Origin of the sequence: Pseudomonas anuradhapurensis (assembly GCF_014269225.2) — a bacterium.
GTDB classification, from domain to species: domain Bacteria; phylum Pseudomonadota; class Gammaproteobacteria; order Pseudomonadales; family Pseudomonadaceae; genus Aquipseudomonas; species Aquipseudomonas anuradhapurensis.
The window spans coordinates 1,417,069-1,434,904 of sequence record NZ_CP077097.1; the positions used below are offsets into that span (position 1 = coordinate 1,417,069).

A 17,836-nucleotide genomic window follows, 5' to 3' on the forward strand; every position below is an offset into this window, starting at 1 on the left:
CGTTAACTGCGCTGGTGCTATCACCGGCAAGCCAGTTTCCACAGCTATCTCACCGCCCTGTGAAGCTGTGCCAGGCCTTGTAGACGCTGGCTTGGCGGCGATAGGGCAAGTCGTGGCAACAGCTTTGGCACAGTCCCTGCTTTAACCCGGTTACAACAACGCCCACTGATCAACGGCGATCAACCCGGGCCCCCTACCGTGATGAATACAGGCAAAGGCGCCTGGAGCTTCGGCTCCAGGCGCTTTTTTTTTGATCGAGGATCGGCTTATGAAGGCAACAGCGAGCAGCGGGCAACGACAGCGACTGGTCATCGTCGGCAACGGCATGGTCGGCCATCATTGCGTCGAACAACTGGTCAGCCGTGGCGCCCTGCAGCGCTTCGAGCTGCACGTGTTTGGCGACGAGCGGCAACGCGCCTATGACCGCGTGCACCTGTCCGAGTACTTCGGTGGCAGCTGCGCCGAAACCCTGGCCCTGTGCGGGCAGGACTTCTACAGCGCCAGCGGCGTGCATCTGCACCTCAGTGAAGCAGTGCTGGAAATCGACCGCGCGCGCGGCGAAGTGGTCACCGCCGAGGGGCGCTACGGCTATGACCAGCTGGTGCTGGCCACCGGCTCGTACCCCTTCGTACCGCCGATCGAAGGCTCCAGCGGCAACGCACGCCTGGTCTATCGCACCCTCGATGACCTCGACGCCATTCGCGCTGCCGCCGCCAATGCCCGCCGTGGCGTGGTGGTTGGCGGTGGCCTGCTCGGCCTGGAAGCGGCCAACGCCCTCAAGTCGCTGGGTCTGGAAGCCCACGTGGTGGAATTCGCCCCACGGCTGATGCCGGTGCAACTGGACGGCGAGGGTGGTGCCGCGCTCAAGGCCCGGATCGAAGCCCTGGGGGTGGGTGTGCACCTGTCGCGCGCCACCCAGTCGATCAGTGCCGGTGAAGACTACCGCTACCGCATGAACTTCGATGGCGGCGAACACCTGGAAACCGACCTGATCGTGTTTTCTGCCGGTATCCGCCCGCAGGATGCCCTGGGCCGAGCCTGCGGCCTGGACATCGCGGCGCGTGGCGGGGTGGTGATCGATAACCACTGCCGCAGCAGTGACCCACGCATCTTTGCCATCGGCGAGTGCGCGTCGTGGAACGGCAGCGTATTCGGCCTGGTCGCCCCGGGCTACAGCATGGCACGCAACCTGGCGGCATTGCTGATGGGGGAAGCCGCTGGCGAATTCACCGGTGCCGACATGTCGACCAAGCTCAAGCTGCTGGGTGTGGATGTCGGTTCGATCGGCGATGCCCACGGCGCCACCCCAGGCTCGCGCAGCTACCGCTTCATCGATGAAGCCAACAACGCCTACCGCCGGCTGGTGGTGGACGCCAGCGGCAAGCGCGTGCTCGGTGCGGTGCTGGTTGGCGACAACAGTTACTACGACACCTTGCTGCAATATGCACAGAATGGCATCACCCTGCCGGCCGACCCAGCAGCGCTGATCCTGCCGCAAGGTGGCGCGGCGCCGGCCCTGGGCGCCGATGCGCTGCCCGACAGCGCGACCCTCTGCTCCTGCCACAACGTCAGCAAGGGCGCGGTGTGTGCCGCCATCGACAGTGGCTGTGGCGACCTTGCCGCGGTCAAGGGCTGCACCAAGGCAGCGACTGGCTGTGGTGGTTGCGCGGCTCTGCTCAAGCAGGTGGTCGAGCACGAGCTGGGCGCCCGTGGCGTGGTGGTGGACAAGAGCCTGTGCGAGCACTTTGCCTACACCCGCCAGGAACTGTACGGGCTGGTGCGGGTAGAGGGCATCCGCACCTTCAACGAGCTGCTCGCACGCCATGGCAAGGGGCAGGTTGGCTGCGACATCTGCAAGCCGGCGGTGGGCAATATTCTCGCCTCGTGCTGGAACCAGCCGATCATGGACCCAGCGCTGGTGCCGCTGCAGGACACCAACGACACCTTCATGGCCAACATGCAGAAGAATGGTACCTACTCGGTGGTGCCACGCATCCCCGGCGGGGAAATCACCCCCGACAAACTCATCGTGATCGGCCAGGTGGCGAAGAAGTACGACCTGTACACCAAGATCACTGGTGGCCAGCGCATCGACCTGTTTGGCGCGCAGTTGCACGAACTGCCGCTGATCTGGGGCGAGCTGATCGAGGCCGGTTTCGAAACCGGCCACGCCTATGGCAAGTCGACCCGCACGGTGAAGTCATGCGTGGGCAGCACCTGGTGCCGCTACGGGGTGCAGGACAGTGTCGCCATGGCCCTGCGCCTGGAAGACCGCTACAAGGGCCTGCGCAGCCCGCACAAGCTCAAGTTCGCAGTGTCCGGCTGCACTCGAGAATGCGCCGAGGCGCAAAGCAAGGACATCGGTGTGATCGCTACCGAGAAAGGCTGGAACCTGTACGTGTGCGGCAACGGCGGCATGCGCCCGCGGCACGCCGAACTGTTCGCCACCGACCTCGACGACGAAACCCTGGTGCGCCTGATCGACCGAGTGCTGATGTTCTACATCCGCACCGCCGACAAGCTGCAGCGCACCTCGGTATGGCGCGAGAACCTGGAGGGCGGCCTGGACTACCTGAAACAGGTGGTCATCGACGACAGCCTGGGCCTGGCTGGCGAGCTGGAGGCGCAGATGCAGCATGTGGTCGACCAGTACCAATGCGAGTGGGCCAACGCCCTCAACGACCCCGAGAAACTCAAGCGCTTCCGCACCTTCGTCAACGATCGCCGCGCTGACCCGGACGTGCACTTCGTGCGCGAACGCGAACAGCGTCGGCCTGTGGCAGCGCTGCATCTGATCCCAACCGTCGAGGAGGCTGTGTGATGAACCTGTCCAATGCTGCAGTGAAAACCCAGGTGAACTGGCAAACGGTATGTCAGGCCGACGACCTGATAGCCGATTCCGGGGTGGTGGTATGGCTCGATGGCGCCCAGGTGGCGTTATTCTACCTGCCGGAGCAGGCCCAACCGCTGTACGCGGTGGACAACCGCGATCCGCGTTCCGGGGCCAATGTCATCGGCCGTGGGCTGGTGGGCACGTTGCAGGGCGAGTTGGTGGTAGCGGCGCCGTTGTACAAACAGCATTTCAGCCTGCACAGCGGGGAATGCCTGGAGGATTCGGCGCAGCGCTTGCGGGTTTGGCCGGTGCGCTTGAGGGGGCGTGCGGTGGAGTTGGCGGTGGATTGATGGGGGTGTTGTCGCCTGTGAGATCGAGCGCCGCTCGTGCGGCGCATCGCGGATAAATCCGCTCCTACAGCCTTGCAAACCGGCGGACAACCATGGCCTGTCAGGCATGGCCACGTTGCAACAAATGTAGAAGCGGATTTATCCGCGATGCGCCGCGCGGGCGGCGCTCGATCGCCAATACGGCGAAAATACCGCGACCAGCGCAATGGGTTAAGCTTGCGCCCATGAACCTCGACACCCGCATCAAGTACCGCCACCTGCTGTGCTTCCTGGAGATTGCCCGGCAGGGCAGCCTGGCCAGGGCTGCCGACGTGCTTGCGATCAGCCAGCCGGCCATCTCCAAGACCCTCAAGGAACTCGAAGCGCTGCTGGAAACGCGGCTGTTCGCGCGCAGCCGCCAGGGCGTCGAGCTGACTGCAGACGGGACTCGCTTCATGCGCTATGCCGGGCCCAGCGTGCAAGCCCTGCGCGATGGCGTCAGCAGCCTGCGTGGCGAAGCGCGGGCACCTTCGCAGGTCCGCATCGGCGTGCTGTCCACGGTCGAAGGCCTGCTCATGCCCGAGGTGTTGTGCCGCCTGCACCAGCGCCATGACGCGCTGGTGGTCAGTGTGGTTACCGGGGTCAGCGCGCAGTTGCTCGGCCAACTGCGCCTGGGCGAGCTGGAGCTGGTGGTTGGGCGCATGACCGACAGCCCACAGATCCAGGGCCTGTCGTTCGAGCACCTGTACAGCGAGTCGATGAGCCTGGTGGTGCGCCCGGGCCACCCGCTGCTGGCCAGCATGCCGGTCGAGCGGGCCCAGGTCGGGCGTTACCCACTGGTGTTGCCGCCAGCCGGCACAACCATCCGCCAGCATGCCGACAGCCTGTTCGTGCAATGCGGCATCCAGATGCCGGCACAGCGCCTGGAAACCCTGTCGCTGGCCCTCAGCCGGCGTTACCTGCTGGGCAGCGATGCGCTGTGGGTGGCACCGCGCGACGCGGTGCTGCTCGACCTGCGGCGCGGCGAGCTGGCCGAACTCGACCTGGGCGTGCGCGAGCCAGGTGGTTCGGTTGGCATCTGCCGCAACGCGGCCTTGCCACAGAGCCTCCCGGGGCAGTGGGTATGCGAGGTGCTGCGCGAGGTGGCCGGGCAGTACCGCGAGGGCGCCTACCCTTGAACAGCAGGGCAGGCGACCCGGGTTGGGTTGCCGTCTGGCCGATGGAGCCCTGTCAGTAATCAGCAACGCTCATTGCCCTGATTCTCTCATCAGGCCTCCCTGAAGCCTGTTTCCGATAGCCTGGCCATGCGCGGATCAGTATCCCCGCAGCGGCGGATAATGGCGTTATGGTATATCTTGGTCGAGCGAAACGTAACGAAGCATCTTTCGCATCCAATCAAGGCCTTTCTGCCGCGCGCAAGGCTGTGGAACTAATCCATGTCTGTCCGCTCTTATGCCGGTAGCCATCGGTTGGGGACGCCTGATAAGCTCGCGGCTTCTACCCTGATTGCCCTTATGGCGCATGAACAAGGAAATCACATGAAACAGCATCGTTTGGCGGCTGCGGTTGCCCTGGTAGGCCTGGTACTGGCTGGCTGTGATCAACAGACCAGCAGCCCCGAGCTGAAGACTCCGGCGCAGAAAGCCTCCTACGGTATCGGCCTGAACATGGGCAAGAGCCTTGCTCAGGAAGGCATGGAAGACCTTGATTCGAAAGCTGTTGCCCTCGGCATCGAAGACGCCGTCGGCAAGAAAGAACAGCGCATCAAGGATGAAGAGCTGGTAGAGGCTTTCACCGCGTTGCAGAAACGCGCAGAGGAACGCCTGGCCAAGGCCAGCGAAGAAGCCGCCTCTGCCGGCAAGAAATTCCTCGAGGAAAACGCCAAGAAACCAGGTGTGGTCACCACTGCCTCGGGCTTGCAGTATGAAGTGGTCAAGAAGGCTGACGGCCCGCAACCCAAGCCGACCGACGTGGTCACCGTGCACTATGAAGGCAAACTGATCGATGGCAAGGTGTTCGACAGCTCCGTCGAGCGCGGCAGCCCGATCGACCTGCCAGTCAGCGGCGTGATCCCGGGTTGGGTCGAAGCCCTGCAACTGATGCACGTTGGCGAGAAATACAAGCTGTTCATCCCGGCGGAACTGGCCTACGGCGCACAAAGCCCAAGCCCGCTGATTCCGGCCAACTCGGTGCTGGTGTTCGACCTGGAACTGATCGCCATCAAGGACCCGGCCCAGCTGCAAGGCGCCGAGCCGGGCGCCGAAGCCCCTGCCGAAGCGCCTGCCAAGTAATACCGGCTGGCCCTGCACAAAACGCCCCGTCCCGACGGGGCGTTTTCGTTTGTGCCGGGATGGTTGGACGAACCTGCACCTGCTGATACTGTCCGAGCAATTGCAGCGTGAAGAAGCTGCACGCTGGTGCTGCAAATCGTTTGCGGTGCACCGTACACAGGGTTTGAAACCACTGTGTAAAAAACGCCCGATCTGACCGGGGCCCTTGCCTGGCAGGCACCTGCGGTCGGAAACGTCGCCCTGTTCACAAGGTTATCCACAATAAATGTGGATAACCTTATCCGCCTGGAGGCTCCATGAGCGCACCTTGGAATTTCGCCCGTTTCCTGCCCTTGGCCGAACGCCTGCTCAGCCGTGGCCGGTTACCGGCCCTGCTGTTCGCGGTGGCCCGCAAAGGCCCGCGCCTCGGCCAGTTGCGGGAAGATGTAAAGCTGTTGCAGTCGCTGTGCCTGGCCTGGTGGCGTGGCGAGTACCGCGCCATCAGCGCCAAGGCCCTGGTCACCATCGTCGCCGGCCTGCTGTATTTCGTCAGCCCTATCGATGCCATACCGGACTGGCTGCTGGGAGTGGGCTTGCTCGACGACATCGCCGTGCTGGGCTGGGTACTGAAGACCGTGTCTGACGAGCTGGCGCGCTTCAAGGCCTGGCGCGACAGCCAGGCGCCGGAGCGGCTGCGCGTGGTCGAGCGCCTGCCGGCCACGGCGCAAGCCTTGCAGCTGGAGCGCAAGACGCAGTGAAACCGGCCTGAACGACACCTCGGTTGCAGCGCGACTGCACAGACCCCAGAGTTGGTAATATAATTGGCATAAGGGTTATGCCTACGGATTACATGCAGTAATCCTTACTGAGGGGGTTGTATGGGTATTCAGGTCATCAGCCGGGACGGTCAACCCGAGTACGCCGTGGTTCCCTGGGAGCAATACCAGGCGCTGCTCAAGGCAGCGGGGCAGGCGCCTGCCGAGGCGGCTGCGAGTGACCCGGGCAGCGCCGCTGCCAGCGCGCCATTGCCGGCATTCAGTGAGGTGGCGCAGATTCGCCAGGCCAAGGGCATTGCCCCTGAGCAACTGGCGCGCAATGTCGGTGTAAGCCCGGCGTACCTGGCCATGATCGAAGCGGGCGAACGCCAACCGGACGCGGCCATCCGCCGCGCCCTGGCCTGGCACCTGGGCGTGGCTGGCTGGAGCGAGCCATCATGAGCCAGGTCAGGATCAGCCGTCAGCACTGGGATAACCTGCTGGGTGAGCTTGACCTGGCCCGCCGTCAACGTCACTTGTTGACCTACCGTGCGCTGATCGAGCGCTTGCAACTGCCCAGCCCGGCCATGCAGACACTGACCGCAGCGCTGGAGTACCTGGCAGTACTGGATGCCCGCGCCGAACAGCCCTTGCGCAGTTCGCTGGTCATCAGCCAGGGCGCCAGCCGCTTGCCGCGTACCGGTTTTTTTGAGTGCGTGGAGCGCCTGGGGCGTTTCTCCGGGCCGGTGGATGGCATGGAGGCGGCGTCGTGGCATGCCTCCGAAGTCGTCCGGGTGTTCGAGTACAGCTACCCTGAAACAGCCTGATTCGTTGCCTGTTCCGGCCTCTTCGCGGGTAAACCCGCTCCCACAGGTTCACCACAGGTCTTGAGCCTTGTGTTCTATCTGTGGGAGCGGGTTTACCCGCGAAGAGGCCGGAACAACGGGCAAAGCATCCCTGTGGATCATCCCGCAAGCCCTGCCATCGGCATCCACCACCTCCAATACCTCCAGGTGCCGGTGCCGGCCAAACAACTCCAGCAACTGCCCAATCGTCGCATTGAGCCGCACCGTCGGCTGTTCGGCCTGCGGAACGTTCATCAGCGCCAGTAGCGGCCGGCTTTCGCGCACGCCCAACGCCTGCGGGCGCCCCAGCAGATAGCCCTGGACCAGGTCCACACCCATCTCGACCAGCACCGCCAGCTCCTCTGCCAGCTCGATCCCTTCGGCAATTACCTGCGCCTTCGACGCCCTGGCAATCTGCAGGATCGAACCGACGAACTCGCGCTTGAGCGGGTCGCGGTGAATGCCGTCGATGAAGTGGCGGTCGATCTTCACGTATTCCGGGCGCAGTTCCGACCACAGGCGCAAGCTGGAATAGCCTGCCCCGAGGTCGTCGAGGGCGATCGAAAAGCCCATGTCACGGTAGTGGTGCAGGGCATTGGAGAGCAGCTGGAAGTCGTCGGTCGGGGTATGTTCGGTCAGCTCGATCACCACCCGGCTGGGCGCCAGGCCGACCTGCTCGAGCAGTTTCAGGGTCTGGCCGGACGGGTAGTCCGGCTCCAGCAGCGACTCCGGCGAGACATTGAGAAACAGCTGGCCTTGCAACTGCTGTTCGCTGAACCGGCGACAGGCCGACTCCCGGCAGGCGGCCTCCAGCTCGGTCAGGCGCCCGGCCTGGCGGGCGATGGTAAACAGGTTCAGCGGAGCGTGCAGCGGGCTGTTGGACGGGCCGCGGCTCAGCGCTTCGTGGCCGAACACCCGTTGCTCGCTCAGGCGCATGATCGGCTGGAACAGGCTGTGAATGCTGCGTTGAGCCAGGATGGCACTCAAGGCACTGAGCTGTTCGGCGACGGTCATGATGGATTCCTGAAAATGAAAGGGCCGGACGCTTGCACGTCCGGCCCCTCTATTTCACGACAGCGCGATGACTGTTTGATGACAGGTCACATTAATTTGCCATCATTGCTGCCGTTGCTTACTTCTTGGCCACCTTGGTGCTTGCACTGAGGTAGTCGATCAGGATGCGGCCGGTTTCCGCCAGGTAGGCGTCGTCTTCCGGCTTGGTGTTTTCATCCTCGGTCGGCAAGGCGTCTTCGTCCTCTTTTTTCAGCTCTTTCAGCGGCTCTTCACCCTTGGCCTTGCGGCGGATGTTTTCCAACGCCAGCTGCTTGGCCTCGATTTCATCATGGCGCGCGCGGCGGTCCTGTTCGTTGAGGCTGACGGTTTTCTCGTTCAGCAGCTTCTGGGTCAGGGCCAGGCGGTCGCGGATATAGGTAAATTCCGCGTCCTTGTCGCTGCGCGCTTCATGCTGCGCCTTGAGCTGGGCCAGGAACGGCTTGAACGGGTCGGCCGCCGGCTTGACCACCGGGCGGATGGTGTCCCACGGCATGGCTTCGGGCAGTGCACTCTCGCCGATTTCCTTGGTGTCGATGATCGACGGGTAGCCGATATCCGGCAGCACACCCTGATGCTGGGTGCTCTGCCCGGACACCCGGTAGAACTTGGCCAGGGTCAGCTTCAGCTCGCCATGGTTGAGCGGCTGGATGGTCTGCACGGTGCCTTTGCCGAAGGTCTGGCCACCGATGATCAGGGCTCGGTGATAGTCCTGCATGGCGCCGGCGAAGATCTCCGACGCCGAGGCCGACAGGCGGTTGACCAGCAGGGCCAGCGGGCCTTTGTAGAAGGCGCCGGGGTTTTCATCTTCCAGCACGTCGACACGGCCGTCGCTGTTGCGCACCAGCACGGTGGGGCCTTTCTCGATGAACAGGCTGGTCAGTTCGGTGGCTTCCTGCAACGAGCCGCCGCCGTTGTTGCGCAGGTCGATGACCACGCCGTCGACTTTTTCCTTCTGCAGTTCGGTGAGCAGCTTCTTCACGTCACGCGTGGTGCTCTTGTATTCCGGGTCACCGGCGCGGTAGGCCTTGAAGTCCAGGTAGAAGGCCGGGATCTCGATGATGCCGAGCTTGTAGTCACGCCCGTCCTGCTTGAGCTTGAGCACCGACTTCTTCGCCGCCTGCTCTTCGAGCTTCACGGCTTCGCGGGTGATCGAGACGATCTTGCTGGTCTGGTCGCTAGGTGCGTTGCTGGCCGGGATGATTTCCAGGCGCACCACCGAACCTTTCGGGCCACGGATCAGCTTGACCACTTCGTCCAGGCGCCAGCCGACCACGTCGACCATCTCCTTGTTGCCCTGGGCCACGCCGATGATCTTGTCGGCCGGGGCCACCTGCTTGGTCTTGGCCGCCGGGCCTGCCGGCACCAGGCGCACGATCTTGACCTGGTCGTTGTCGCTTTGCAGTACCGCGCCGATGCCTTCGAGCGACAGGCTCATGTTGATGTCGAAGTTTTCCGCGTTGTCAGGCGACAGGTAGTTGGTGTGCGGGTCGTAGGACTGGGCGAAGGTGTTGATATAGGCCTGGAAGATATCCTCGGCACGGGTCTGGTCCAGGCGCGCCAGCTGGTTCTTGTAGCGCTTGGTCAGGGTTTCCTGGATCTGCTTGGGTTCCTTGCCGGCGATCTTCTGGCGCAGCACCTCGTCTTTCACCCGCTTGCGCCACAGCTCGTCGAGCGCGGCCTGGTCCTTCAGCCATGGGGCGTCCTTGCGGTCGATCAGCAAGGTCTCCTTGGCGCTGAAGTCGATCTTGTCCACGCCCTTGTCCAGCTCGGCCAGGGCGAAGTCCAGGCGTTGCTTGACGCGGTCGAGGTAGCGTTTGTAGATGGTGAAGCCCGGGTCCAGGTTGCCGCTCTTGAGGAAATCGTCGAATTGCGTTTTCCACTTGTCGAATTCGGCGATGTCGGCGGCGGTGAAGTAGCTGCGCGCCGGGTCCAGCAGCTTGATGTAGCTGTCATAGATGATGGCCGAACGGGCATCGTCCAGCGGCGGCTTGCTGTAGTGATGGCGCTTGAGCAATTCCACCACGTTGAGGCTGGCGACGATCTCGTCACGGTCCGGCTGCAGGCTGTCCCACTTGTTGGCGGCCGCCGCATTGCCGCCGAGCGTGAGGCTGCCCAGGCCGATCATCAGCGCCAGGGCGGTGCTTGGGAGGAAATGCTTCATGCTGATTCGACGTGGAGGCAATTGATCACGCATAGTAGGCCGTCTTTTCCGTTCGCCGGTTGCAAAAAACCGGACGCATACTGCAAAAAGCCTGGGACATAGCATTCCCAGGCTCGGTCATATGATTCAACTATGGAGGCACTGTGAAGGCATTGCAAGGCGTTGACGGACATGTGGCTTGGGTCGAGGCCGAACGCCCGACCTGCGACGCGGGCCAAGTGCGCATTCGCGTGGCTGCTGCGGGGCTGAACCGCGCCGATCTGCTGCAGATGAAAGGTTTGTACCCACCACCACCAGGCGCCAGCCCATACATGGGCCTGGAGTGTTCCGGCGTGATCGAAGAAGTGGGCGCCGGTGCCGACTGGCGGGTGGGTGACCGTGTTTGCGCGCTGCTGGCCAGCGGCGCCATGGCCGAGGAAGTGGTGGTGGATGCCCGCCACGTGCTGCCTGTGCCCGAAGGCGTGAGCCTGCACGAGGCGGCGGGGTTGCCGGAGGTGTATGCCACTGCCTGGCTGAACATCTTCCAGCTGGGTGGCGTGAAAGCTGGCGAGAAGGTGTTGGTACATGCTGGCGCCAGCGGCGTTGGCTCGGCCGCCATCCAGCTGTGCAAGGCATTCGGTAGCCCGGTGTGGGTCAGCGTCGGTTCGCAGGACCGCCTGGCCTACTGCGAGGCGCTGGGCGCCGCCGGTGGTGTGGTACGTAACGAAAACCTGGAAGCGCTGGAAGGTTTCGGCCCGTTCGATGTGATTCTCGACCCGGTGGGTGCCAGTTACGGCGAGCTCAACCTCAAGTTGCTGGCGCGTGACGGGCGCTGGGTGATCATCGGGCTGATGGGCGGGCGCAAGTTCGAGCTGGACCTGGCACAGGTATTGGGCAAGCGCCTGGAGATTACCGGCTCCACGCTGCGCAACCGCGATGACGGCTTCAAGGCCGAGCTGCTGCGCGATTTGCAGCTGCAGGTTTGGCCGCTGTTTGCCGAAGGGCGCCTGTCGCCGCAGCTTGTGGATACCTACCCGGTGGAGTTCGCCCAGGCGGCGTATGCCGAGCTTGAGACCAACCAGGTGTCGGGCAAGCTGGTGATGGTGATCGACCCTAGCCTGGCGTAAGCAGGCGCGGCCTCTCCGCGGGTGAACCCGCTCCCCCAGGGATTACCACAGGCTTGAAAACTGTGGGGTCCCTGTGGGAGCGGGTTTACCCGCGAAAGGGCCGGTGCAGGCGATGCGATTACCTCAGGCCCAGCTCAGGATCGGCCACTTGTTGATCTCGGCATGCTCTCGCAATACCGCATCGGGGTTCACCACATGCGGATGATCCACCTTCAACAACAACGGCAAATCGTTCCGCGAATCAGAATAGAAACTCGCCCCTTCCAGGTTCTCCTGTTCCTGATCCAGCCACTCCAGCAGCCGGGTGATCTTGCCCTCGCGGTAGGTCAGCACCCCATGGGTCTGGCCGGTATACACCCCGTTCACCGCCTCCAGCTCGATCGCCAGGTACTCGTCCACGCCCAGCCGCGCTGCAATCGGCCCGACCAGGTGCGTGCCCGAAGCGGAAATGATCAGGATCCGGTCCCCGCGCTGGCGGTGCTCGGCAATGCAGCGGCAGGCATCGCCATAGATGATTGGCTCGATCACTTCCTCGACCCACGGCTCGACCAAGTGCTGGACCTCTTCCAGGGTGCGCCCGGCAATCGGTTCCAGGCTGAAGGCCATGTACTCCTCCATCCTCAGGTGGCCTCTGCCATAGGCCTCCATCAGTTCATGGTCACGGCGCAGGAAGGCCTTGCCGTCGACCCAGCCCAGCCGGGCCATCTGCTCGCTCCACAGCGACGCGCAGTCGCCGTGGATCAGGGTTTCGTCCAGATCGAAAATTGCCAGTGCCATGGGTAACTCTCCTTAGGCCACTTCCCGTAGTGCCGTGGGGTCGATCGACAGGCTTACCCGCTGCCCGTCTGCGTGCAGGTCGGCCGCCGAGCGGTTGAGCACGTCGACCACCAGCTCGACCTCGCGCACCCGGACCCGGTAGCGAATCACATTGCCCAGCAGGCTGTGGCTGCGCACTTCCGCGTCCAGTGCGCCATCGCGGCCCAGGGTGATCGATTCCGGGCGGATTGCCAGGCGGCTGGCCACCGGGCGCTGCAGCAGGCGGCTGGCGCTGTCGGCGTCGAGCAGGTTGTAGTTGCCGATGAAGCCGGCGGCAAACAGGTCCACCGGCGCGGTGTAGAGGGTTTCGGCGTCGCCACTCTGGACGATGCGCCCCTGGTTCATCAGGAAGATGCGGTCGGACATGGTCAGCGCTTCTTCCTGGTCGTGGGTGACAAAGATGGTGGTCAGGCCCAGCTCGCGCTGGATGGCGCGAATCTGCTCGCGCAGGTGCTTGCGAATGCGCGCATCCAGCGCCGACAGCGGCTCGTCGAGCAGCAGCAGGCGCGGGCGGGTGACCAGCGAACGGGCCAGGGCCACGCGCTGGCACTGGCCACCGGACAGCTGGTGCGGGTAGCGCCCGGAGAAGTTGCCCAGCTCCACCAGCTCCAGTGCTTCACGCACACGCTGCTGGCTTTCATCGGCCTTGACCTTCTGCATGCGCAGGCCGAAGGCCACGTTCTGCTCCACGGTCATGTTGGGGAACAGCGCGTAGCTCTGGAACACCATGCCGATGCCGCGTTTCTGCGGGCTCAGCGGCACGATGTCGTGGCCGTCGAGCAGGATCTGCCCGCTGTCCACCGGGGTCAGCCCGGCGATGCAGCGCAGCAGCGTCGACTTGCCGCAGCCGGACGGGCCGAGCAGGGTGACGAACTCGCCGCGTTGGATGTGGCAGTCGATGTTTTCGAACACCGGGCTGCCGGCGTAGCTCTTGTGCAGTTTCTGTACGCTGACGAAGCTCATGTCAGGTCTTGTCCTTGTTCAGGCGGTTGGCGACCCAGGTCAGTACCAGCACGAAGGCGAAGTACGAGATCACCAGCGCGCTGTTGAAATGGCCGCTGCTGTTGCGCATGTTGTTCAGGTACACCTGCAAGGTCTCGTAGCGGGTGCCGACCAGCAGGTTGGCAAACACGAATTCGCCGAACAGGAACGAGAACGACAGCAGCAGGGCTACCATCAGGCCCTTGCGCAGGTTGGGCAGCACCACCAGCAGCGCCGCCTGCCAGGTACTGGCACCGAGCAGTTGGGCGGCGTCCATCAGGTCGCGCAGGTTGATCGCCTGCAGGTTGTTGGTGATGGCCCGGTACATGAACGGCAGGGCGATGGTGAAATAGCAGCCGATCAGGATCCAGGGCGTGCCGACCATCGCCATGGGCCCGCTGCCGTACAGCTGCAGCAGCCCCACCGAGGACACCACCGGTGGTACCGCGAACGGCAGCAGGATGAGGATGTTCATCAGCGCGTCGAGCCTGGGGAAGTGGTAGTGCACCACGAACAGCAGCGGCAGGATCAGCACCACCGACAGCAGCAGTGCACCCACGCACACCAGCAATGACTGGGCAAAGGCGGCCAGAAAGCGCGGCTCGCTCCACAGCGCCAGGTACCACTTGAAGGTCAGCCCGCTGGGTAGCAGGCTGGCCGACCAGCTGGTGGCCAGCGAGTAGAGCAGGGTGCCGGCCAGAGGCAACAGCAGGATGAGGAACAGCAGGTAGACCACGGCGCGGTGGTACCAGCCGCCGGAGCGCGTGTCAGCGTGCATGGTAGCTCCTTTTCAGCAGCCATTGATGCACCACCGTGACCAGCGTCATCAGCCCCACCAGGACCATGGCCAGGGCGCTGGCCAGGTTGGGGTCGAGGCTGATGTCACCGGCCACCAGGCCAGCGATGCGGATCGGTAGTACGTTGAAATTACCGGTGGTCAACGCGTACACGGTGGCGTAGGCACCGAGGGCATTGGCCAGCAGGATGACGAAGGTGCCCAGCAGTGCCGGGGTCAGCACCGGCAGGCCGATGTGCCGCCAGAACTGCCAATGGCTGGCACCCAGCAGCGCGGCCGACTCGCGCCAGTCTTCACGCAGGGCGTCGAATGCCGGGTACAGCAGCAGCACGCCAAGCGGGATCTGGAAGTAGGTGTACACCAGGATCAGCCCGCTCTTGGAGTAGATGCTGAAGTCTTCCAGCAGGCCGGCCTGCTTCAGCAGCAAGGTCAACGCGCCGTTGAAGCCAAGCAGGATGATGAAGGCGAAGGCCAGCGGCACCCCGGCGAAGTTGCTGGTCATGTTGGCGAAGGCGCTGACGAAGTCGCGCAGCTTCGAGTCCACCTGGCGTAGCGAGTAGGCGCCGAGGGTGGCAATGACGATGCCGAACAGGCTCGACCAGAAGCTGATCTCCAGGCTGCGTTGCAGGGCCTGCAGGTAGAACTTCGAGGCGAACACCTTGCTGAAGTTGGCCACGCCCCAGCCCGCTTCCGATTGCAGGCTGTTGATCGCCACCCAGGCCAGCGGGGCGATCTGGAAGATGACGAAGAACACGGCGAACGGTAGCAGGCAGAGCAGGGCCAGGTAGCGGCCACGGTTGCTGCTGCGCTTGGGCGCAATCACTTCAGCAACTCCCGGCAGACGCTCTTGTCATGCGGCGCGCCAAGCAGCTCGCAGATGGTCCCGCACAGCTCGGTCTGCAGCGGCTTGGCTGCCGGGTCCAGGCTGAACGCATCGCCGAAGACGAACAGCGGTACTTCGCGCTCCTCGGCGAGCAGGCCGTTATGCGAGCGGTCGTTGTTCATGCCGTGGTCGGCGGTGACCAGTACCTGGTAACCCTCGGCGAGCCAGCCCGGCAGGTAGTCGGCCAGCAGGATATCGGCGCTGCGCGCGGCGTTGCGGTACTGGCTGCTGTCCAGGCCGTGGTGGTGGCCGACATCGTCGATGCTCATCGGGTGTACCAGCAGGAAGTTGGGGGTATGGCGGCGGCGCAGGTATTCGCCATCGGCCAGCAGGTGCGAATCGGGATAACGGTCGTCCCAGTAGAACAGCCCATGCTGGATCGGCAGCTTGGGGGCGTGGGTGTGGCGGTCGCGCTGCGGGTCGAAGGGCGAGCGGTTGTACAGCTCGCTGATCCAGTGGTAGGCCGCCGCGGCAGTGCTCAGGTTGGCTTCGCGGGCGTAGTGGAACACGCTGCGCTGGCTGGACAAGCGGTTGACCTTGTTGTGCACGATGCCGCTGTCGATCGGCGGCACACCGGTGAGAATGCACTCGTACAGCGGCCGGGACAGCGATGGCAGCTCGCATTCCACGCGGTACAGCGCGGCGCGGTCAGCCTCGACATAGGCATGCAGGTGGCCCATGGCATGGTGGGCGACCTGGTAGTTGAGGCCGTCGAGCAGGACCAGGATGACGTTGTGTTGCATGGTGGCTCCAGTCATATACGCGTTGGCTTCTTCGCGGGCTCGCCCGCTCCCACAGGTACTGCAGAAGCCTCAAACCTGTAGAGGTCCTGTGGGAGCGGGCGAGCCCGCGAAAAGGCCGGATCAGGCACTGCAAAAGCTAGCCATTTACTCCATCTCGATGATCACTTGCTCCTGCCACATCTGCGGCAGTGCCTTGGAGGTCTTCTCCCAGGCTTCGGCATTCTTGATCGGCTGCGCCGCCTGGTACTGCTCGTTGGGCAGCAGCTTGGCCTGGACATCGTCCGGCAGCTTCAGGTGCTCGGCACGGATCGGCCGCGCATGCCCTTTGGCCAGGTTGATCTGCCCGGCATCGCTGAAGATGTACTCGCGCGTCAGCTTGGCCGCGTTCGGGTGCTTGGCATACTTGTTGATGATGGTGGTGTAGCCGGAGATTACCGAGCCGTCCGACGGGATCAGCACTTCGAAACGCTTGGGGTCGATCTGTTCGCGGTAGCTGAGGCCGTTGAAGTCCCATACCACGCCAACTTCCACCTCGCCCTTTTCCAGGGTCTGGATGGTCGGGTTGGCCAGCGACAGGCGCTTCTGCTGGGCCAGTTTGGTGAACAGCTGCAGGCCCGGCGCCACGTTGTTCTCGTCGCCATTGTAGGCGATGGCCGCTGCCAGCACGCCGTTGGCGGCCTGGGCGGCGGTACCGACATCGCCGATAGCGACCTTGTACTTGCCTTTTTCCAGGTCATGCCAGGTTTTCGGGCGCTCGCTTTCCTTGACCAGGTCCTTGTTGATGATGAAGGCGATGGTGCCGGTATAGGCCAGCGCCCAATGGCCGTCCTGGTCCTTGGCCCAGGCCGGTACCTGCTCCCAGGTGCTGGGCTTGTAGGGCTGGCTCACGCCCTTGGTCACGGCGATCGGGCCGAACGCGGCACCGACGTCGCCGATGTCGGCGCTGGCGTTGTCCTTCTCGGCTTCGAACTTGGCAATTTCCTGGGCCGAGCTCATGTCGGTGTCGCTGTGCTTGAGCCCGTACTTGCTGGCCAGGTCTTCCCAGGTGCCTTTCCAGTTGGCCCAGGCATCGGGCATGCCCACGCTGTTGACGTTACCTTCCTTGCGGGCCGCGTCTTCCAGGGCCTTGAGGTCGGTACCGGCGGCCATGGCCGTGGTGCACAGGGCGATGGCCGAACCGAGCAGTGACGCCATGAAGAACTTTTTCATCCGAAGCTCCTTTGGGTGAGTGCCTTGCGAATCGTTGTTATGAGTAAAGCCGTTGCCTGAGACCCCTTGGTCTAGGTCAGCAAACCTTGAGCCAAGGTAGGCCGCTTGCGTGACAATTTGATGTAGGGCAAAGCCTGCGCCGGTGTAAGCGGGTTCCTGGCAGTACAGCGTAGACCATGGCCAGCCCCCGGTTTTGCGGGGCTGGCCCGATTCTGGCAGTGCGTCTGGTGCAGCTTTGTCACAGGATGTTCATCAGCCCTGCCTAGGCTTGCACTATTCTCCAGATGCCCCGTTATGGGGCTGGACTAGTCCAGATAGGTAACCTTTGATGCAGTCGATGCCTCCGCGTGCGGTAACAGCCATCTGCCATGCCCTGCAGGAGCAGATCGAGCACGGCCTGTTGGCGCCGGGCGGCAAGCTGCCGGCGGAACGCAGGCTCAGCGAGGTGTTCGACACCACCCGCATCACCTTGCGTGAAGCGTTGGTGCAGCTGGAAGCCCAGGGGCTGATCTACCGCGAAGAGCGGCGCGGCTGGTTCGTCGCGCCCGAGCGGCTGACCTACGACCTGATCCAGCGCAGCCACTTCCACGCCATGGTGCGTGACCAAGGGCGGGTGGCCAGTACCGAATTGCTCTCCGCGCGACTGCAGCCGGCCTCGGCCGCCATTTGTGCGCGCCTGCAGTTGCCGGCGTTGTCCAGCGTGGTGCGCATCTGCCGGTTGCGGCGGATCGACGGGCGGGCGGTGCTGTATGCCGAGCATTACCTCAACCCGCGGTATTTCCCGGCGATCCTCGAACAGGACCTGGCCCAGTCGCTGACCGAGATCTATGGGCGGGTGTATGGCATCCAGTATGGGCAGGTGTGCTTCGAGATCTGGCCGACGGCGTTGCCGGTGGAGGCGGCCAGTGCGTTGAAAGTGTCGGCGGGCAGCCCCGGGTTGCATATCACCCGGGTCAACAGCGACCAGCATGGAAACCTGATCGACTGCGACCTGGAGTATTGGCGGCATGATGCCATCCGCATTCGTGCCCAGGTGGGTTGATCATGGTTTTTGGG

At 63.7% G+C, this 17,836-nt stretch carries 17 protein-coding genes; 9 read left to right on the plus strand and 8 right to left on the minus strand.

The window, feature by feature from the left end:
- The first annotated feature begins 268 nt into the window (after positions 1-268).
- The 7 genes from nirB (at position 269) to HU763_RS06515 (ending at position 7,014) form a co-directional block, all read left to right on the plus strand.
- Positions 269-2,821 carry a nitrite reductase large subunit NirB gene (gene nirB / locus HU763_RS06485; RefSeq protein ID WP_186689574.1) on the plus strand — a complete coding sequence of 851 codons (2,553 nt, stop codon included), beginning with the start codon at positions 269-271 and terminating at the stop codon, positions 2,819-2,821.
- Positions 2,821-3,183 carry a nitrite reductase small subunit NirD gene (gene nirD / locus HU763_RS06490; RefSeq protein WP_186689572.1) on the plus strand — a complete coding sequence of 121 codons (363 nt, stop codon included), beginning with the start codon at positions 2,821-2,823 and terminating at the stop codon, positions 3,181-3,183. The genes nirB and nirD overlap by 1 nt, the downstream gene beginning before the upstream one ends.
- Before the next feature lie 224 nt (positions 3,184-3,407).
- Positions 3,408-4,340, plus strand: coding sequence for a pca operon transcription factor PcaQ (gene pcaQ, locus HU763_RS06495; RefSeq protein ID WP_186689570.1), 933 nt, complete (start codon positions 3,408-3,410; stop codon positions 4,338-4,340).
- 360 nt (positions 4,341-4,700) lie between these two features.
- Complete coding sequence (locus tag HU763_RS06500) at positions 4,701-5,453, plus strand: BamJ family beta-barrel-assembly machinery protein (protein ID WP_170028755.1); 753 nt, start codon at positions 4,701-4,703, stop codon at positions 5,451-5,453.
- A gap of 296 nt (positions 5,454-5,749) precedes the next feature.
- A complete protein-coding gene (locus tag HU763_RS06505; RefSeq protein ID WP_170028756.1) occupies positions 5,750-6,190 on the plus strand; it encodes a YkvA family protein in 441 nt (146 codons plus the stop codon).
- Positions 6,191-6,310: 120 nt separating this feature from the next.
- Positions 6,311-6,649 carry a helix-turn-helix domain-containing protein gene (locus HU763_RS06510; protein ID WP_170028757.1) on the plus strand — a complete coding sequence of 113 codons (339 nt, stop codon included), beginning with the start codon at positions 6,311-6,313 and terminating at the stop codon, positions 6,647-6,649.
- Positions 6,646-7,014: a hypothetical protein gene (locus HU763_RS06515; protein ID WP_013971408.1), complete on the plus strand. Its 369-nt coding sequence runs from the start codon at positions 6,646-6,648 to the stop codon at positions 7,012-7,014. Before HU763_RS06510 ends, HU763_RS06515 begins: the two co-directional genes overlap by 4 nt.
- A gap of 48 nt (positions 7,015-7,062) precedes the next feature.
- On the opposite strand, the gene HU763_RS06520 is transcribed toward HU763_RS06515, so the two are convergent.
- Positions 7,063-8,046 carry an EAL domain-containing protein gene (locus HU763_RS06520; protein WP_186689567.1) on the minus strand — a complete coding sequence of 328 codons (984 nt, stop codon included), beginning with the start codon at positions 8,044-8,046 and terminating at the stop codon, positions 7,063-7,065.
- A gap of 118 nt (positions 8,047-8,164) precedes the next feature.
- Positions 8,165-10,246 (minus strand): carboxy terminal-processing peptidase, encoded by a 2,082-nt coding sequence (locus HU763_RS06525; protein ID WP_186689565.1) that lies wholly within the window; start codon positions 10,244-10,246, stop codon positions 8,165-8,167.
- A 143-nt stretch (positions 10,247-10,389) separates the two neighbouring features.
- Between HU763_RS06525 and HU763_RS06530 the strand changes: the two genes are divergently transcribed.
- Positions 10,390-11,352, plus strand: coding sequence for an NAD(P)H-quinone oxidoreductase (locus HU763_RS06530; protein WP_186689563.1), 963 nt, complete (start codon positions 10,390-10,392; stop codon positions 11,350-11,352).
- Between the two features lie 123 nt (positions 11,353-11,475).
- Here the strand turns inward: HU763_RS06530 and HU763_RS06535 are convergent, their stop codons facing one another.
- The 6 genes from HU763_RS06535 to HU763_RS06560 form a co-directional block, all read right to left on the minus strand.
- Entirely contained in the window at positions 11,476-12,129 is a 654-nt protein-coding gene (locus tag HU763_RS06535) for an HAD family hydrolase (RefSeq protein ID WP_186689561.1), read from the minus strand.
- Positions 12,130-12,141: 12 nt separating this feature from the next.
- Complete coding sequence (locus HU763_RS06540) at positions 12,142-13,131, minus strand: ABC transporter ATP-binding protein (RefSeq protein WP_186689559.1); 990 nt, start codon at positions 13,129-13,131, stop codon at positions 12,142-12,144.
- Between the two features lies 1 nt (position 13,132).
- The gene (locus tag HU763_RS06545; protein WP_170028763.1) at positions 13,133-13,927 is read right to left on the minus strand and encodes an ABC transporter permease; all 795 of its coding nucleotides are present in this window, start codon (positions 13,925-13,927) and stop codon (positions 13,133-13,135) included.
- Positions 13,917-14,768, minus strand: coding sequence for an ABC transporter permease (locus HU763_RS06550; RefSeq protein ID WP_170028764.1), 852 nt, complete (start codon positions 14,766-14,768; stop codon positions 13,917-13,919). The genes HU763_RS06545 and HU763_RS06550 overlap by 11 nt, the downstream gene beginning before the upstream one ends.
- The gene (locus tag HU763_RS06555) at positions 14,765-15,571 is read right to left on the minus strand and encodes an alkaline phosphatase family protein (protein ID WP_186689557.1); all 807 of its coding nucleotides are present in this window, start codon (positions 15,569-15,571) and stop codon (positions 14,765-14,767) included. The genes HU763_RS06550 and HU763_RS06555 overlap by 4 nt, the downstream gene beginning before the upstream one ends.
- A gap of 144 nt (positions 15,572-15,715) precedes the next feature.
- Positions 15,716-16,780 carry an ABC transporter substrate-binding protein gene (locus HU763_RS06560; protein WP_186689555.1) on the minus strand — a complete coding sequence of 355 codons (1,065 nt, stop codon included), beginning with the start codon at positions 16,778-16,780 and terminating at the stop codon, positions 15,716-15,718.
- Positions 16,781-17,108: 328 nt separating this feature from the next.
- Between HU763_RS06560 and HU763_RS06565 the strand changes: the two genes are divergently transcribed.
- The gene (locus tag HU763_RS06565) at positions 17,109-17,822 is read left to right on the plus strand and encodes a UTRA domain-containing protein (protein WP_170028767.1); all 714 of its coding nucleotides are present in this window, start codon (positions 17,109-17,111) and stop codon (positions 17,820-17,822) included.
- The last annotated feature ends 14 nt before the right edge of the window (positions 17,823-17,836 follow it).

Bases quoted from the DNA above. Each gene is read 5' to 3' on its own strand.
- nirB (WP_186689574.1), top strand. From the start codon at position 269: ATGAAGGCAACAGCGAGCAGCGGGCAACGACAGCGACTGGTCATCGTC.
- nirD (WP_186689572.1), top strand. From the start codon at position 2,821: ATGAACCTGTCCAATGCTGCAGTGAAAACCCAGGTGAACTGGCAAACG.
- pcaQ (WP_186689570.1), top strand. From the start codon at position 3,408: ATGAACCTCGACACCCGCATCAAGTACCGCCACCTGCTGTGCTTCCTG.
- HU763_RS06500 (WP_170028755.1), top strand. From the start codon at position 4,701: ATGAAACAGCATCGTTTGGCGGCTGCGGTTGCCCTGGTAGGCCTGGTA.
- HU763_RS06505 (WP_170028756.1), top strand. From the start codon at position 5,750: ATGAGCGCACCTTGGAATTTCGCCCGTTTCCTGCCCTTGGCCGAACGC.
- HU763_RS06510 (WP_170028757.1), top strand. From the start codon at position 6,311: ATGGGTATTCAGGTCATCAGCCGGGACGGTCAACCCGAGTACGCCGTG.
- HU763_RS06515 (WP_013971408.1), top strand. From the start codon at position 6,646: ATGAGCCAGGTCAGGATCAGCCGTCAGCACTGGGATAACCTGCTGGGT.
- HU763_RS06520 (WP_186689567.1), bottom strand. From the start codon at position 8,046: ATGACCGTCGCCGAACAGCTCAGTGCCTTGAGTGCCATCCTGGCTCAA.
- HU763_RS06525 (WP_186689565.1), bottom strand. From the start codon at position 10,246: ATGAAGCATTTCCTCCCAAGCACCGCCCTGGCGCTGATGATCGGCCTG.
- HU763_RS06535 (WP_186689561.1), bottom strand. From the start codon at position 12,129: ATGGCACTGGCAATTTTCGATCTGGACGAAACCCTGATCCACGGCGAC.
- HU763_RS06540 (WP_186689559.1), bottom strand. From the start codon at position 13,131: ATGAGCTTCGTCAGCGTACAGAAACTGCACAAGAGCTACGCCGGCAGC.
- HU763_RS06545 (WP_170028763.1), bottom strand. From the start codon at position 13,927: ATGCACGCTGACACGCGCTCCGGCGGCTGGTACCACCGCGCCGTGGTC.
- HU763_RS06555 (WP_186689557.1), bottom strand. From the start codon at position 15,571: ATGCAACACAACGTCATCCTGGTCCTGCTCGACGGCCTCAACTACCAG.
- HU763_RS06560 (WP_186689555.1), bottom strand. From the start codon at position 16,780: ATGAAAAAGTTCTTCATGGCGTCACTGCTCGGTTCGGCCATCGCCCTG.
- HU763_RS06565 (WP_170028767.1), top strand. From the start codon at position 17,109: ATGCAGTCGATGCCTCCGCGTGCGGTAACAGCCATCTGCCATGCCCTG.